The following is a 16,614-nucleotide window of genomic DNA, read 5'->3' on the forward strand; positions in this document are numbered from 1 at the left end:
GTGTTACAATTTTAAAAATCACAGTTTACATAACAAACCTGTAAAAAGGGCAGGTTGAATCCGGATGAATCGAGAATGGAGGCAAATATTTCTTTAACAGGAGAAAAATACTATTTTCAGTTTGAATTGTGTTAACGCCCCTGAATTTTTGTTCATTATAGACCAGCCCTGTAATTTTGTGAAGTTTTTATTTTCAATGATGGGAGTTTAAACAAATATCGGGGTAGAGTCATTATTCCTCTTCCCCGATATGCTAAAGCTTAAGACTATCGTCTTATAAGCAGAGGTTTAAATCTATTAATATATAATTAAATACATCTCTTATTTTTCCTGCTATTTAGCCTGTCATGGAACAGCTTCAATATCCATGGCGACAGCAAAATCAGCATTGTAATTAAGCACAGCCCATGCGGTTTTTGTTTTTGGGTCAATCCCATAGGTGCCCAGGCCATATTCGGGCCGGTATTTTCCAAAGATGAATTTCTTTTTTCCCCCGAAATTTTCATCAACCGCATTAACCCATTTCCCATCAGCAAAGGTTGCAATCGAGGTCTTGCCCTTTTTAAGTGAATAGCCATCGCCTGCTTCAAAAGAAATGGACAGGACATAGATATCTGTCCTGTTATTCATCCCCAATTCAGACATCCCCCATATGGAAAGGATATCGCTTTTGAGTAAATTATTATCAGGGTTTTTTACCCAGCCTGTCTCAACCGCCTTTGTCAACCCACGTTTATTGGCATCAACAGATGCGCTGTTATTGAATCCATAAAGTATCCTGGCGCTTGTTTTATCAAAACTGTCACTTACAACATTATATGACTCACCCTGTTCAATCTGGAACTCCCTGCCATTAAGGCTGTACCCAAAGCTCTCTTTTTTAACAAAATGAAACTCCGGCGCTACGCCCTTTGGATACTCCGGATTATTTTCTCCGAATGGAAAACTTTTGCCTGACTGAAAATTCCCCCTTGAATCAGCATAATAATCTGCTGACATCCTCGGCCCGTCTACCGTATAGATATAATACCCTATGTTATTTCCTTCCTGTGATAAAGATACTTCACGCCCTTTTTGATTATACCACTGATCCGGTACTGTAACATTACCCTGCCTGTCTTTTTTAGGAAAGGGGATAGGTGAAGGAGAATAAAATTTAGTGCTCAATCCTGCGGCTATTATCTCCTGTATCTGTGCATTGCCATCCGGGCTTTTTAATATTGACCTGTGATGTATGTGGTCATGGGCCCCCAGGTATAATTCAACCCCGTTTTTATCCAGACTTGTAAAAAAGGCGTTTTGCCCTTCAGGATTATGGTCCATTCCATAAGATTCCTGCCCTAAAGTGGTGTTCGGATTAAAGGGAGAATCCGTATGGTTCTGGCCCATTGGAGCGCGATGGGCTAAAATAATGGCATGGGTGGTATTGCGTCCGGTTTTATCAAGTCTCTCTGTTATCCATTCCTGCTGTGAAGGTATGGGATAGTTTTTGCACTCCTTTGCCCAGTATGGATATTTAATACCATTTATCTCCCTCTCGGTTGTCTCACATTTAATATCTTCTGTGTCCAGGATAACAAATCTGATATTGCCTCCATCCGGGCCATAGTCAAAGGAGTAGCTTAACCCTTGAAGCTCATTGCTGTATTTTCCATCCAGTGTTACAGGGCTTGAAAGATTATATGCCCCATACATCTCCTTTTGTGTCTGCGGAAAATTTTCAAGCATGGCCTTTATTTCTGCCTCAACAGGGGCATAATTATATAGCCAGCCATATGACTCATGGTTTCCCCTTACCGGAAACAGGCCAATACCTGCATCATATAATGGTTTTGCGAATTCCGCTCTTGTTGCCATTGCCCCTGGTTTGGCCCTGTCAGACAGGTCTCCAAGTGCAATGACAAGTTTTACTTTATGTTTGATGAATTCATCATTTACCTGCCTGATCATGGCCCCTGATACAAAATTGGGGTTTGCAGCATCTTCTGCAATCGTCCACTGAGTATCGCCATGCACACCAAATGACCATGCATCTGTTGACTGGTATCGTCCCCCGCCCTCAGCATGGGCAAATGGAGAGAAAAAAGGCTGAAATAAAACAGATGCGGCTAGCAGTAAGGTCACAAGTATTATTTGAGCAAATTTAACAGTATTGTTGATTGGTTTAATGTATCCTGTCATCTATATCACATCCACCTAATTCGAAAGCAATCTAAGATTTATGACCCTTTTTTTACCCGTATTATCAACCAGTATTATCTTTTCCAGTTCCGGAAATTTCTGCTGAATAAAATCCAGGTACATCCTCTGCTTTGTTATCTCTTTTGCCTTGCTGTACTCATTGAGTTGCTGTTTAAAACGGTCTGCATCTCCCTGTGCATGACTTATCACCTGTGTTCTGTAACCCCATGCCTCCTCTGTTATCTGCATGGCCATGCCTTTTGTCTTTGGGATATTCTGGTTTCTATAGGATTCCGCATTGTTTATCAGTTCTCTTTTCTGAATCTGCGCATTGATAACCCGCTCAAAATAATCCCTTACCGCCTTAATGGGTGAAACATCCTTTATCTCTATATCATTGATACCGAGCCCGCTGTTTAGTGAATCAAGATTTTCCTGGATCTCTTTTTTCAGATATACCTCAACACTTTTTTTACCAACTGTGAGGATGTCATCAACTGTTTTTCCTGCAAGGCTGTTGATAACCGCTGCGCAGGCGGTATGTTTTAAAAAATCCTCACTGCTGTTAATGTTAAAGAGGTATTTGACAGGATCAACAATATTATACCTGATAACAAAATCGATAAAGACAATATTATTATCACCTGTAATACAGTATATAGACAGCCCGGTTATATCCCGAAATTCATTTTTTTCATCACTGGCTTGCTTAAGAGAAAAGTCTATTATATCCATTGAATGGGTTGTTTTTACCGGGACCTTTGTTACAGTATCTATTGGCCACGGCAGCCTGTAATGACCGCCAGGTTCCACCTTGCCATCTATCACCTTCCCGAATCTCTGAATAACGCCCAGCTCACTTTCTGATACCTTATATATTCCTGATAAGAGATATATAATTGCCAACCCGGCCAGGATTACAGAGACAAAATATTTTATAAGAGAGGATGCAGTATCTTTTAGATGATGTCTTATTGTCTTACTCATTTTACTGCTTCCCTATTGCCCGGTTTTTGATTTCAGATCTTTTGCATTGAGGTATTCAAACAAATCAGAGTCTGTTGATAAAACCAGTGTAGTATTTTTATCCAGTATCTGCGAATAGACCTGGAGTGATTTTACAAATTTGAAAAACTCAGGGTCTTCCTTGTATGCGTCAGCATATATCCTCAGAGCCTCTTTATCCCCTTCACCCTTTATCTCTTCTGCCTCTTTGTATGCGGCGGCCAGAAGCTCTTTTACCTCCCTGTCGGTGTTTGCCCTGATTTTTGTGGCCTCCTCTTCTCCTTCTGCCGTATATTTAACAGCCTCTTTTGTCCTCTCAGCCTTCATCCTCTGATAAACCGCATTACTGACCACTGACGGGTAGATTATTTTTTTAAGGCCAACCTGGATGATCTCAATACCGTATCTGGAGGTGGTTCTTGCATTGGCCTCCTTTGTCAATCTCTCATAAATCTCCTGGAGCTTTACATTTCCAGGAGTGGTATTGATAATTTTATCAAGCTCGTAATCGCTTAGAATTATTCCAAGCTGTGAATTAACAAGGTCCCCAAGCTTCAATTTGGCATTCTCAACATTGTTGAGCGCCTGGAAAAAGGTCTCAGGGTTATCAAGTTTCCATGCTATGTAGCATGTTACAATAATAGGGTTTTTGTCTTTTAATAACAGTTGCAGTGTCTGCGCTTCAAAACAATTGATTTTGCTGTCAAATATGTTTACCTTCTGCCAGGGCAATTTGGCATGGATTCCGGCTGTATCCACACTTTTAATGGCCCTGCCCCACTGGGTGATTATTACATTTGTGCCTTCATTGACTGTAAACAGTATCCCATACAGTGACAAAACGATAATGACTAAAACTGATAAGATGAGGAGAATTTTTTTCATACTATTTGGCCCCTTTACTCTTCCATTTCCCATCCGGATATTGATGGACTGTTTCCCATTTTCAGTAATAAACCCGGCTCACCAACCGCAGGGTCTATTATTATCTTTTTATTATCTCTGGAGGTCTTTACTATATGATCAAAATACATTATTTGCCTTATTACTGACCTCTCTTTTTTATAGGATTCAAGTTTTGACTGATAACTGACAACCGCACCTTTAGATTTTAATATTTCCTCATTAACATAGGCCTTTGCATTACTTACATTGCTGTAGGCTTCGCCCCGTGATGAGGGTATCATGCTGTTCTGGTATTCAAGCGCTTTGTTAATCGTTTCTTCCTTTATCTGATATGATGCAATTACCCTTTCAAATTCAACTGATATTTTTATTGGCGGATGAATATCCTTTATATTTATGCTGATAATCTCAATACCTGCATCTAACTCATTGAGTTGTTTTTGCAGCGACTCGCTGATTAGCAGTTCAATTTCCTTCCTGCTGGTAATTGCAATCTCATAAAATGCCTTGGAGGTAAAGATACCCTGCAGTGCTTTATAGGCAATATCTTCAAGCAGGGCTTCCGGGTTCGAAATATTATAACGGAATTTATACAGGTTATTTACCTTATAATGAACAATTATATACGGGTTAAAAAAGTTATTATCTCCTGAGATAAAATGTATCTCCTCACCATGTTCCATTCCCCATACCAGGGGTCTTTTTATTTCTTTGGAGACATTCCCAAGATAAAGCTCTCTTATACTGCTGGTTTTTACTTTTATTACAGTATCAACCGGTCGGGGAAACTTGAAATGCAACCCTGGTTGAAGCGGCTCTTTACTGAGGGGTTTCCCGAACCTTTCAACAATAGCCTTCTCATCCATCTGCACCTGAAATCCCATATCGTACAAAATGGTAAATAAGACCAGTGCAATCAGGGTATATCCTGAAAATTTCAAAAATCTGATCGATTGAACAACAAGTCTTGTTTTTAAAAAATCTATACTATACCTGTTATCTATCCACCTGATGAACTTGAGATATATCTCCTTTTCAAGTGCCCGGTTCAAGATCTCAAGGAACCTGTATTGCATCCTGAACTCTTTATTTTTGTTATAAAAATGTATGATGATATTAATTATTATCTCTATCCCAAAGGATAGTATGAAAAGTGCGATAGCAAGACTGACCCATTTATCTATATTGAATCTGAAATAATAAAGGATAAGAGATACGCCGGTTAAAGAGGAGCATACCATATCCCCTTTTGAGTGAAGGCCATCTGATATCAATGCAGCCGAGTTTTCGGATTTCCCGACCTCTGAAAGAAATTTGAACAGGAAATATGACCCCAGAGAAAGGATCAGGAAAATAATACCTGTTAACAATGGTTTCTGTATAATAATTACTTTGGTTGAAAAAATATTTATGATCAGTGATACTGAAATAAATGTAAGAAAAATTCCTATTAATAAAGATGTCGTAACTTCAATATTTTTTCCAAAAGAATTTTTAATAAATTGTCTAATAGTGTTAGGAGTACCAATGACTTGGACTTTATTTCCCTGGTCAGATTGGTCCAGTTCCTTTTTTATAATAGAGGAGCTTCTCCATAATGCAAAAAGGACCAATACAGATGTTGTAATATCACTAAAACTGTGCCATGCCTCGGAAAGTACCGCTATACTGCCTGACAGGTAATAAAATATGAACTTCAGTATTGTCAGACTGAGGGTAATTGATATTGCTATAAGCGATGTCCTGATTTTTTTGTTCATAATCCTGAACCATTATTTTTTCTTTATACATTAATTGCAGGGGTTTTCAAGGGTATAAAATGTTTTTATATTTTACCCTTATTGTTTGTACTCCTTTTCTATTTTCAAGAAAAGGTCTTCCCTGATTACCTCAATATTTGGACCCTGAATAAACATGCGATATAGGCGATTGTCCTGATCCACCCAGAGAAGTATTTTCATCTCATTTTCAACCTCAATTTCATAATTTCTTATTTTCAATTCTTTATTATCATGGTCGGGGAGTATGGTATTCGAAGGAGTAACCATGATTTTGACGATAGAGGCTGTAGGGAAAAGATAGGTCTGAATATCCTGGTCTCCCCTCTTTTTTTCATCATATTTGTGGATCCAGTAATCAATAGTATGATATAAAGTTAAGCTGAGCATAGGAATACCAGGCTCAAAAGGCATCTCCTTTACCTCTACTCCTTCCTCTTTTTTATCTCTACTTATGATCTTTCCATCCTCTACTCTTATTTCAATGGATGAGCCAGTGTCGGAATCATATATATAGGAGGAAGGGAACAACTGATCTTTTGGGATTACCATTTTTGTCTTGATTATTCTTTGCTTTTTATTCTTTGCATTTGGCCCGCTATCAAGTACCTGCTCAGCAATACATGTCCGGTTGCCATTTTTATCTGTTTTTTCATTAACAACCTCTGTGCCTACCTTTTTTCTGTTCATTAATATTATATAGGTCTGAGAATAGTCCTGCGGACTACCGCATGAAGCCAAAAATAAAAGGATAAAAATCAGGATAAATTTTCTAAGCATCATTTCTCCACATAAAAATAAAACCGGGGGCTTAGCCGATACCTCAATTATAAAATATCGGGGAAGCCCCCTTCATGGTAAATATTTTAGTATTAAACCTTTTACATCCATGTTTTTAAAAACATGGATGTAAAAACACTTACTTTTTAAACTGAACAGTATTTATTCCACCAGCAACAGCAAAGTCGGCATTGTAATTCAAAACCGCCCAGGCTGTTTTTGTTTTTGGATCAATACCATACGTACCAAGTCCATATTTAGAATTATACGGTCCAAGTACAAACCTCTTTTTGCCGCCGAAATTTTCATTAACGGCATTCTTCCATTTCCCATCTACATATGTGGCAATACCTATATTACCATTACCAAGAAGTGTCATTAAATTAAAATCAAATTTCATAGATAGCACATATTGATCTGTTTTATCTGCCTCTCCTATTTCTGACATACCCCAGATTGAAAAGATATCGCTCTTTAGATCATTCTTGACAACATTTTTATACCATTTATGCCAGAATCTATTCCATGGGCTTTTTTTCCAGTAACGATTCCAGAAATGTTTCCTATGTGGCGTCGTTTGATCATCCGGGTCTGCAACCCATCCGGTATTTACCACCTTTGTGAGTGCACGTGGGGCGCTTACTACAATATCATCACTTGGGTCATCAGGTGTGCTATTATCATCAACTTTATAAGGTGTTTCATCTGTTGTTGTGCTGTTATTAGTCCCGGCAATGATTTTTGCTTTTGTTGCTCCAAAGGTATCTTCGATAACAGTATATGAAGCACCCTGGGGGATAACAAACTGTTTTCCGTTGTTACTGTACCCAAATGATTCTTTTTTTATAAAGTCAAGGTCAGGCATTATAAGTGAACCCGTTCCATCAGGGTAAAGTTCACCATTACTACCCCCCTCAAAATTACCGGTTGCATCCGCATAATAGTCGACATTTACACGCGGCCCATCAATTGTGTAAATGTAATAACCAACATTATAAAGATCCTGTGCAATCTGCGTCTCACGCTGTTTGGTGTTGCTGAAACTGTCAAGGCTGTTGGGGCCATAAAATTTGGTACTGCCTGCCATATGGATGATCTGCTGAACCTCATTAAGACCATCAGGGCTTTTTACGATGGCACGGTTATGCAGATGGTCATGACCAGAGAGCATATATCTAACGCCATTTTCTGCCAGATTGGCGTAGAAGACATTCTGTGTAGGAGTTTTAGAGGCAGGGCTGCTGCCAAAAAAACCGTCTGCATGGTTTGTACCCATGAGGCCTCTGTGCGACAATACAAAGGCATGCTCTGTTCCACGGGTGTTTTTATCAAGTTGTGCGCTTATCCACTCCTGCTGCATACCTGGCCAGATTTCAGTACCGGCAATATCATATTTTACTTTGGCTAAATAGGTTTCAAATGGATAATCTTTTTCAAAACCATAAAAATTTGTAGATGGCGACCCAGTACTAGATATACGGAAATATGCCCCTTCAGGGATTGAACCACCCGGTACATCTGCTGTTGCCTTATATACAACCCATCCCAGATAGTACCATGCTTCACCATATTGAGGCACATATTGCTGGGCTGCAGAGTCTTTATCTACTTCACTTATGCTAAATTTTGTCGCTTCAACATCAACAATAACGAATCTGGCGTTATTGCCTTCATCACCGTAATCAAAAGAGTAGCTCAACCCCTTTAATATATCATCAGTAGATGATGGCCAGCTAAAGTTTGTTGCACCAAAGGTATTTGAAATATTCTGGGTCTGAGGAAATGCGGCTTTATAGCCAGGAACATTCACAACCCATTCAGGATCACGTCCATAAAGGTAACCATATGTTTCATGATTACCACGCAAGGGAAAGAACCCTATCCCAGCGTCAAATAATGGCTGAGCTGCTGCTGCACGGGCTGCCATACCTGCATCACCGGCCCTGTCAGTTATGTCACCCACCTGAATAACAAACTTGACGCCATTATCGATGAATTCATCTTCGATTGCGCTGGCAAGAGCTGCACTCACATATTCCGGGTTTGCTCCTTCCGGATCTTCATCCACTGTCCATTGCGTATCTGCCATAACACCGAATGACCATGGATCGACCTCGTACCTGCCACCACCAGCAGCAAAGGAAACTGAGGTAAAAACCAGTGAAAAAATCAGGCCAATAAGGGCTGACTTTAAGGCTATTCCCCATTTGTTATTGTTATTAAAAACCTGTTTTGACATACTATCCCTCCTCTTAAATTTGTTTTTTGTTGTTACACTGTTAATGGAATCACACCGGTCTGATTGCCAATCTACTTTAATACCTCCACCTCCTTATTCCTTATTTCAGCCCGTATCTTTCATCCCTGAAAGATATTTTCCCTCATAATGTGATTCCGCCTGTCCATAACCCAAACATACAATCGCCAAAGCTTAAACTACATTGCTTAATTATTTTAAGAGAAACTCATTTTTATTTGCATGAAGTGTGCCCTGATTGTAACCCATTGATAATATGGAATTTGTTTAAATTTACAAGTATGAAGTCTCAATATTTTTATCAATATGTTGAGACTTACTCAATATGTTGAGTGACCGGAAATATGGGGGTTTTTACCAGCAATGAGTTTTTTCATTTTAGAAACTGGATTACCCGGTCAAGCCGGGTAATGACGGGGGAGAGGATTACCCGATTCAACCTTCTGGGGTAATGGGTTTGATACGCCGTTCCATCATCCATAGCAGTAGCTACTGCAGGCGCCCATAACAACCATATCCGGCTAATCTTTCGGTAAAATACAAACGAAAACATAGCCGATATTAGCGGATCAATTGACATAACAGACTCAATACAAAACCATCGGATTAGACTAACAGATCATGCTGATGAACTGGTATATATTAGTGTTTGGGCGCATAATGTAAAAAATCAATGGTCAGTTCTAATAACTGTATACAGGCCAGATCCGGATCGATGGATCAATTACCGGAAAAGGAGAGAAAAATAATGTTACCCTTTGAAAAATGTCCAATTTATGGAGGCGAACTTAAAAATAAGGTTGTCGAAAAAATTTTACATGGCGGGAGTCATACAGCCATTTTAAAGGTAAATGCAGAAGTCTGTCTCCATTGCGGAGAACGATTATATACTGAAGATGTTGTAAGATTATTTGAGAACATCAGGCGTAAATAAAAAAACAAGATCTCATTGGGTTTGATCCTTCAGGGCAGACATTTACAGTTGATAAAGAATGGCTTAACAAGCAAATAGAGCAGATGGTTGAACACACTGGTTAATTTGTGAAGTTAAGTCTCCATAAAAAAAGGAAAACGAAAAGGTTTGCCAATTAAAAAATGCAGGTTGCGATTCTTGCATGCCTCTGGGAGGCATTCCATAACTATTTTGTTTTTTTGTGGTCAAGGCGTTTACCTGTACAACAGAAAATTATATTTGGATAGTTTTATACATTTTATTGTGTGGGGTGAAAATCCAATACTGTTGACTTAAGGAAAACAAACAGGCATTTCGGCTTAATCGTCATCCCCGCGAAGGCGGGGATCCATTTTATGTATTTTAAAAAAAATAGATTCCCTCCTTCGCGGGAATGACATGCTATAAATCTTAATTCAATAACATTAGGTGTAAAACCCCACGGTACCTCACAGCAATACTAAAAAACATTTGACATTACCCATCATTTGTTATCTTCTCTACCCCATTAATTTGAGACTGGAATTAATTTTAATCAACATTGGTTAATCGTACCTGAGTAGGCGTATTGGCATCAAGTTAAGATAAATACATTTTTAAAATGAGTTAGATGCTTTTCGTAGGGATTTATTCCTGACCTTTTCAGGCAGGTCCCTAGTATTGGGGTCTATGAATATCCTGTCATTTATTAAAAAAGAAAGGTGAGCGACTACCTGCAAAAGGGGTTGCATCAACATATAGTTTTTATGATAGAAAAAAACAAATCAGAAACCACTCAACTGACACAGGACAACCCAAAACAGCTTTCAGGGTTTATGATAATGGTGTTTGTGGCATTGATCGCCTCTTTTCCGCCTTTATCAACAGACCTTTATCTCCCGGCTTTACCCACAATGAGCGAACAGCTTAACTGCTCTGTATGGTGGGTTAATCTTTCAATAAGCATATTTTTTATATTTGTGAGTACAAGCTCATTTATATGGGGCCCGCTGTCGGATAAATACGGGCGCAAGAGGATGCTGCTTATCGGGGTTCCTTTGTTTATCATATCAAGCATATTCTGCATGTTCAGTCAGGACGTATATCAGTTGGTTATTGCGAGAATCTTTCAGGCGATCGGCGCAGGGGCATCAATGGCTGTCAACCTTGCGATTGTTAAGGATGTTTTTCCGGGCAAAAAAAGGGAGAGCACCCTTGCAATGGCTGCTGTGTTAAATGGGATGATCCCTGTTATTGCCCCCTCAATAGGATCTCTTATTATCAGGTTTTCATCATGGCGCGGGATATTTGGCCTGCTCACTATAATCGGTATACTGGTCTTTATATTTACCCTGTTCCTCAAAGAGACAAACGGGGAATATTCAACTGACAGCACATTTAAAACAACACTCAGGCTCTTTGTCGTATTAAAAAATCCTCATTTTTACAGGCTCCTGATAGTCTTTTCCATAGTATCTATACCCCTGCTTGCATTTATAGGGGTCTCATCCTTTATCTTTGTACAGCACTTTGGTTTAAGCGCCGAGGCATACAGCATTTACTTCGGGTCCATTGCGGCATTCTATATAATAGGGGGGCCACTATATCTTTTCCTCAGGAGATACTTCAGGCCTCTCCCCATTATTACTGCAAGTTACCTGGGGTCAATCTTAAGCGGAATTTTGATACTTACATTAGGAGAAAAGAGCCCCATGCTGTTTGCCATATCGGTGGCGCTCGGCTATTTATGCGTAAGCGTAGGCAGGCCGCCATCAAACAGCCTGCTACTTGAGCAGCAGGACAAGGATACAGGCTCTGCCTCTTCACTTATACAGGCAGTTTTTGTGCTCACAGGCGCATTCGGGATGATGTTCATCTCCATTGACTGGAGTAACCGCATCATGGTGATAGGTATAATGAATGTACTTCTCAGCCTGTTTGGATTTATCCTGTGGCAGTACACAAAGACAAGGTGCCGCATACCAAAGCATTTTTGAGAAAGGGTTCAAGGGGTCTGGGAGTAAAATATCATACACTTTTGTAGTAGGGGCACGAGGCATCGTGCCCCTACAGTTATACCTGATAAACACGTTATTTTTTCATTATGGAATATGAATGCCATAAAAAAGGTGGTGCATAAAGCACCACCCTACGAAAAACATAAGAAAATGCAGGTGTAATTATATAGTTACAATCATTCCACCCTTATCAAAAAAAAGCTTTTAAAATTCAATGGAAAGATCAATGTGATCACCATGTTTTAGCTGCGACAGGCCCCCAAGCCCCACTATCACATATGATTTCATATCCTACCCTGCTTCAAGCTCCTTTATCAGTGCATCTTTTATTTCGGAAATTCGCGGTTCATCCTCGATTTTCTGCCCATCAAAATCAATTACATAAAATATATCTGCGCTCTGGTCTCCCTTATTACCTATCTTGGCAATCCTGATGTCAAGATGCAGGTCAAAGAGTGTCCTGGTAATAATATATAATAAGCCGATCCTGTCAGTTGAGAAGACCTCAACAAGCGTAAAAAAGTCCGACGATGCGTTGTCTATATTAACCTCAGTGGGTTTGGCCGGTTTGTGAATGATCCCTGCTACAGGGGCCGCCTTCTCCAGTAACCTTCCGGTCAGGGAAAGCCTGCCGCCAATTTTCATTGCAAAGTCCCTGTTTATTCTGCTCCACGTCTCCTCCGGGTTTATCTCATCAAGTGGTTTTGTTACATAAAAGATGTCAACCGCGGTTCCATCCTGCCATGTATAGATATTAGCGTTCAGGATATTGATATTGTTAAGGGCCATAATACCTGCAATATCTGAAAAAAGGCCGGGCCTGTCCTTTGCCACAAAACACACCTCCCAGTATCCGCCAAAACTGTTTTCACGGAACTCAAATACAAAGGGGCTCTCCTCTTTTAATAGCCTGGATTTAAGCTCCTTTACTATCTCAATATGATGGACGATCTCCGCTGCAGGGGTGTTGAGCTTATACCTCTGCGGCATGGTCTCAAAGTAATAATCAAAGTCAGTTGGTGTAAGAGCGCCTGTAGTAAGTCTTTTTATCTGCCTCTTAAGCCTGTCGATCTTCTGGGATGCATCAGGCGTGGCGAGCTCACCTCTTTCAAGGATATGGAGCACCTTGAAATAGAGCTCCTTTATAAGATTTGCGGTCCATTCATTCCAAACCGATGGGCCTGTGGCCTTTGAATCCGCCCAGGTGAGCAATAAGAGCAATTTGAGCCTCTCTGTTGTGCCTATTCTCCTTGCACTCTGAATAATTATCTTTTCATCGTTCAGATCACGACGGCTTGCTGTCTCTGCAAGAAAAAGATGATTTTCCACAAGAAAGATGATATCTTCTGCAGGTTCACCGGGGTAATTTATCCTCTCAAGTATGCCTCTTGTAATCCTTGCTCCTCTTTTTGAATGCCCCTTACCTGTCTTTCCTATGTCATGAAATAGTGTCGCCAGCAGAAGCGCCTCTCTGTTTTTAATATCGTTAAAGGCATCAATAAGAAGCATATCCTTTTCCCTTGATATGTTTTTTATAAATGAGACCGCTTCAAGTATATGCCTTCCAACCGGATAAATATGGTAGGCATCAAACTGTACCCTGCCCCTTACCCTGCCAAATTCAGGGATGTAACTGTCCAAAAATCCCGTGTCAAACATCTGATCCAGTATGGTAACAGTGTAGGGGCCGTTCAGGATATTCAGGAAACCTTTGAATATCTTTTCAGAACTCCGGAACCTGTCATCTATCAGGGAAAGAAATTCACGGGTAAATCTTCTTGCATCTATTGTCAGGATAACGCCGTATTTGCTGCTTACCTCAAATATCCTCATCAGGATTGAGGGATCTTCAAGTATGACCTTTGCTGAATTATAGGCTATTTCGTCCTGGTGCAGGTGTAGTCCGTGCCTGATATCTTCAAGCTCTACATGTATCTTTCTCGGGGTCCTTTTGACCGCATGACCATAAAGAAAAGAGCGGTGAAGGATTTTGATGCTTTCCATTGAAGAGTGGAGCTCTTCAAGAAACTGTTCAACAGCCTGTGTTTTCCCATCCTTTTTATAACCCAGCCTTTTTGCTATCTCCTCCTGAAAGGTAAAACCCATCCTGTCATTTTTTCTACTTGAGATATAATGCAAATGATTTCTTGCAGTTGAAATGAAATGGACAACCCTTGTTAGCTCGTCATATTCCTGGTATGAAAGCTTGCCAAGTTGTTCAAGCTCTTTTAAATTACCTGTATTAAACAGGGATTTTGCCATCCATAAAATATGATTGTAGTCCCTTAACCCACCTATGCCCTCCTTAAGATTAGGTTCAAGCAGGTGACTAGCATCCCCGAAGTTTACCATTCTAATGGCGTTCCTGTCCTGGAGCCACCTGATAAATTTATCCGACTCTTTACCTGTAACCTTTTTCTGAAGAAGTTCCACCATATTTAGGTAGAGAGGTGAATCCCCGCATATAAACCTTGCATCCATAAGCGAGGTAAGCACTTCATAATCGCTGTGGCCTAGCCTGATACAGTCTTTTATGCTCCTTACACCGTAACCAAGTTCAAGCCCCAGGTCCCAGAGGGGGTAAAACAGCTCCCCGGTTAAAGCCTTGGCATCGGCAGGAATCTTTTTTCCGAAAAGAATCAGGATATCGATATCCGAGTACATGCATAATTCTCTTCTGCCGTACCCTCCAACTGCAACAAGCGCCAGGGGCACCTTTTTTTTAAAGAGCCCCTGGCCTGTATTGCTCTCCTGAAGCGATAACCTGAAATAATCATCTATAATTTCAGAGTATCTTTCCTGAAAACCATCCTTTACAGTTCCGTTTGAAAATTCGGTAAAAAGGGCATCTCTGGATTCCCTCAGGTTAATATATGCAGCCCTTGTTCCTGAGTGGGCTAGAGATGCAGGTTTTGAAAAATCAGGCGTTTCAGCCAGGGTTTTTACTGACATGATTTCCTGCTTTACTAGATGGCGCTTTTGCCTTTCTCACCGGTTCTTATTCGAATCACCTCATCAACAGGGAGAATAAAGATTTTGCCATCGCCTATCTGGCCGGTCGTGGCTTTTTCAAGAATTACCTTAACTGCCTCATTAACCAGTTCGGTCTCCATTACAACTTCAAGCTTTATCTTTGGCACAAAATCAACCTGATATTCTGCGCCTCTGTATATCTCCTTGTGGCCCCTCTGTCGGCCAAAGCCCTTTACCTCACTCACTGTAAGCCCTTTAATCCCGATCGCAGAGAGCCCCTCTTTTACATCATCCAGCTTAAAAGACTTAATGATTACTTCCAGTTTTTTCATTTAACCGCCTCCTTTTCTTGATAGTGGCCTGAATTTTTCATGAGATTACACCTATCATCTGTTTTTCGGCAAGCATAATTTACCTCTAATTATAACCGGTTTCATTATGCAGGCTGATATCAAGCCCTCTTTCTTCATCTTCAGAGCTAACCCTTAATCCGATAATCAGGTCCACAACCTTCAGGATTATAAAGGTCATTACAAAAGAGAATGCCATTGTACCTATAACTGATACAAACTGAATCCAGAGCTGCCCCGGGTTTCCGAAAAAAAGACCGTTTGCCCCATCCGGATTTATTGCTGTGCTGGCAAAGAGTCCTGTTGCAAGCGCGCCCCATATGCCGCCGAGGCCATGAATACCGACAACATCAAGTGAATCGTCATAACCCAGTTTGCCCTTCATCATTACGCCGCAGAAACAAAGTGCACCTGCCACAAGACCGATAACTATTGCTGCTACTGGCCCGACAAACCCGCAGGCCGGTGTAATGGCAACAAGCCCTGCAACCGCGCCGCTGGCAGCGCCCAGTGTGGTAGGTTTGCCGCTGTGTATCCATTCTGCAAACATCCATGAAAGCGCTGCAACAGCCGCTGATATATGGGTTACCACAAAGGCGTTTGCGGCAAGGCCATTAGCAGAAAGGGCACTGCCCGCATTGAATCCAAACCACCCGAACCAGAGAATTGCTGCCCCGGTTATCGCCATGGGCAGATTATGGGGGATATAGGGAGTTGTTCCGAACCCCTTTCGTTTACCCAGCACAAGGGCTGCAACTAATGCTGCTGAGCCCGAACTTATGTGTACAACTGTTCCACCGGCAAAATCAAGCGCACCCATCTCGCCCATCCAGCCGCCTCCCCATGCCCAGTGGCAAAGAGGGTTATAGACCAGCACCGCCCATATCAGCGAGAAAAGCAGAAAGGCGCTGAATTTAATACGTTCAGCAAAGGCGCCTGTAATAAGGGCCGGCGTGATAACTGCAAACATGCATTGAAATATCATAAATGCCATATGAGGCACAGTTGTTCCATAGCTTTCACTTGGCTCCATGCCTACTCCTTTAAGCGCAAACCAGTCCAGGTTCCCAATTATGCCGCCCATATCCGGGCCAAATGACATTGAATACCCGATAAGCACCCACTCCAGGGTAATGATACAAAGCAGTATAAAACTCTGCATTATGGTCCCAAGTACATTCTTATTTCTTACAAGACCTCCATAAAAAAGCGCCAGCCCGGGGGTCATAAACATAACCAGGGCTGCTGATAATAGAACAAATACGGTATCTCCTGCGTTCATAGTGTTATCTCCTTCCTCTCCTTTAGAAGTTTAATTTCTGCTATTAATCTAAAGCAATGGGTGTGCCATGCACTAGGAAATTAAAATACAGTAATAAAACAAGATGTTACGCAATGACAAACCTTTTTGTAGCTAGATACAATAATACAAATA

At 40.8% G+C, this 16,614-nt stretch carries 10 protein-coding genes and 1 pseudogene; 2 read left to right on the top strand and 9 right to left on the bottom strand.

The features are described 5' to 3' along the window. Window positions 1-345: 345 nt before the first annotated feature. From GX654_21375 to GX654_21400, 6 genes are all read right to left on the bottom strand, one after another. Window positions 346-2,181: a metallophosphoesterase gene (locus GX654_21375; protein NLD39416.1), complete on the bottom strand. Its 1,836-nt coding sequence runs from the start codon at window positions 2,179-2,181 to the stop codon at window positions 346-348. A 15-nt stretch (window positions 2,182-2,196) separates the two neighbouring features. Then, window positions 2,197-3,168, bottom strand: coding sequence for an FtsH protease activity modulator HflK (gene hflK / locus GX654_21380; protein NLD39417.1), 972 nt, complete (start codon window positions 3,166-3,168; stop codon window positions 2,197-2,199). 12 nt (window positions 3,169-3,180) lie between these two features. Continuing rightward, window positions 3,181-4,071, bottom strand: coding sequence for a protease modulator HflC (gene hflC, locus GX654_21385; protein ID NLD39418.1), 891 nt, complete (start codon window positions 4,069-4,071; stop codon window positions 3,181-3,183). A gap of 14 nt (window positions 4,072-4,085) precedes the next feature. Continuing rightward, window positions 4,086-5,852 carry a protease modulator HflK family protein gene (locus GX654_21390; protein NLD39419.1) on the bottom strand — a complete coding sequence of 589 codons (1,767 nt, stop codon included), beginning with the start codon at window positions 5,850-5,852 and terminating at the stop codon, window positions 4,086-4,088. Window positions 5,853-5,930: 78 nt separating this feature from the next. Next, window positions 5,931-6,653 carry a hypothetical protein gene (locus GX654_21395; GenBank protein NLD39420.1) on the bottom strand — a complete coding sequence of 241 codons (723 nt, stop codon included), beginning with the start codon at window positions 6,651-6,653 and terminating at the stop codon, window positions 5,931-5,933. 136 nt (window positions 6,654-6,789) lie between these two features. After that, window positions 6,790-8,889 (bottom strand): hypothetical protein, encoded by a 2,100-nt coding sequence (locus GX654_21400; protein NLD39421.1) that lies wholly within the window; start codon window positions 8,887-8,889, stop codon window positions 6,790-6,792. 766 nt (window positions 8,890-9,655) lie between these two features. Between GX654_21400 and GX654_21405 the strand changes: the two are divergent. Next, window positions 9,656-9,945: pseudogene (locus GX654_21405) on the top strand (YgiT-type zinc finger protein). Between the two features lie 660 nt (window positions 9,946-10,605). Continuing rightward, window positions 10,606-11,835, top strand: coding sequence for a multidrug effflux MFS transporter (locus tag GX654_21410; protein NLD39422.1), 1,230 nt, complete (start codon window positions 10,606-10,608; stop codon window positions 11,833-11,835). Window positions 11,836-12,147: 312 nt separating this feature from the next. On the opposite strand, the gene glnD is transcribed toward GX654_21410, so the two are convergent. The 3 genes from glnD to GX654_21425 all read right to left on the bottom strand — a co-directional run bounded on the left by glnD (window position 12,148) and on the right by GX654_21425 (window position 16,461). Next, a complete protein-coding gene (gene glnD / locus GX654_21415) occupies window positions 12,148-14,808 on the bottom strand; it encodes a [protein-PII] uridylyltransferase (protein NLD39423.1) in 2,661 nt (886 codons plus the stop codon). 14 nt (window positions 14,809-14,822) lie between these two features. Beyond that, entirely contained in the window at window positions 14,823-15,161 is a 339-nt protein-coding gene (locus GX654_21420; GenBank protein ID NLD39424.1) for a P-II family nitrogen regulator, read from the bottom strand. Between the two features lie 85 nt (window positions 15,162-15,246). Further along, on the bottom strand, window positions 15,247-16,461 hold the full coding sequence (locus GX654_21425) for an ammonium transporter (GenBank protein ID NLD39425.1): 1,215 nt from the start codon (window positions 16,459-16,461) through the stop codon (window positions 15,247-15,249). Window positions 16,462-16,614: the final 153 nt, after the last annotated feature.

Origin of the sequence: Desulfatiglans sp. (assembly GCA_012513605.1) — a bacterium.
Taxonomy (GTDB): Bacteria; Desulfobacterota; DSM-4660; order Desulfatiglandales; family HGW-15; genus JAAZBV01.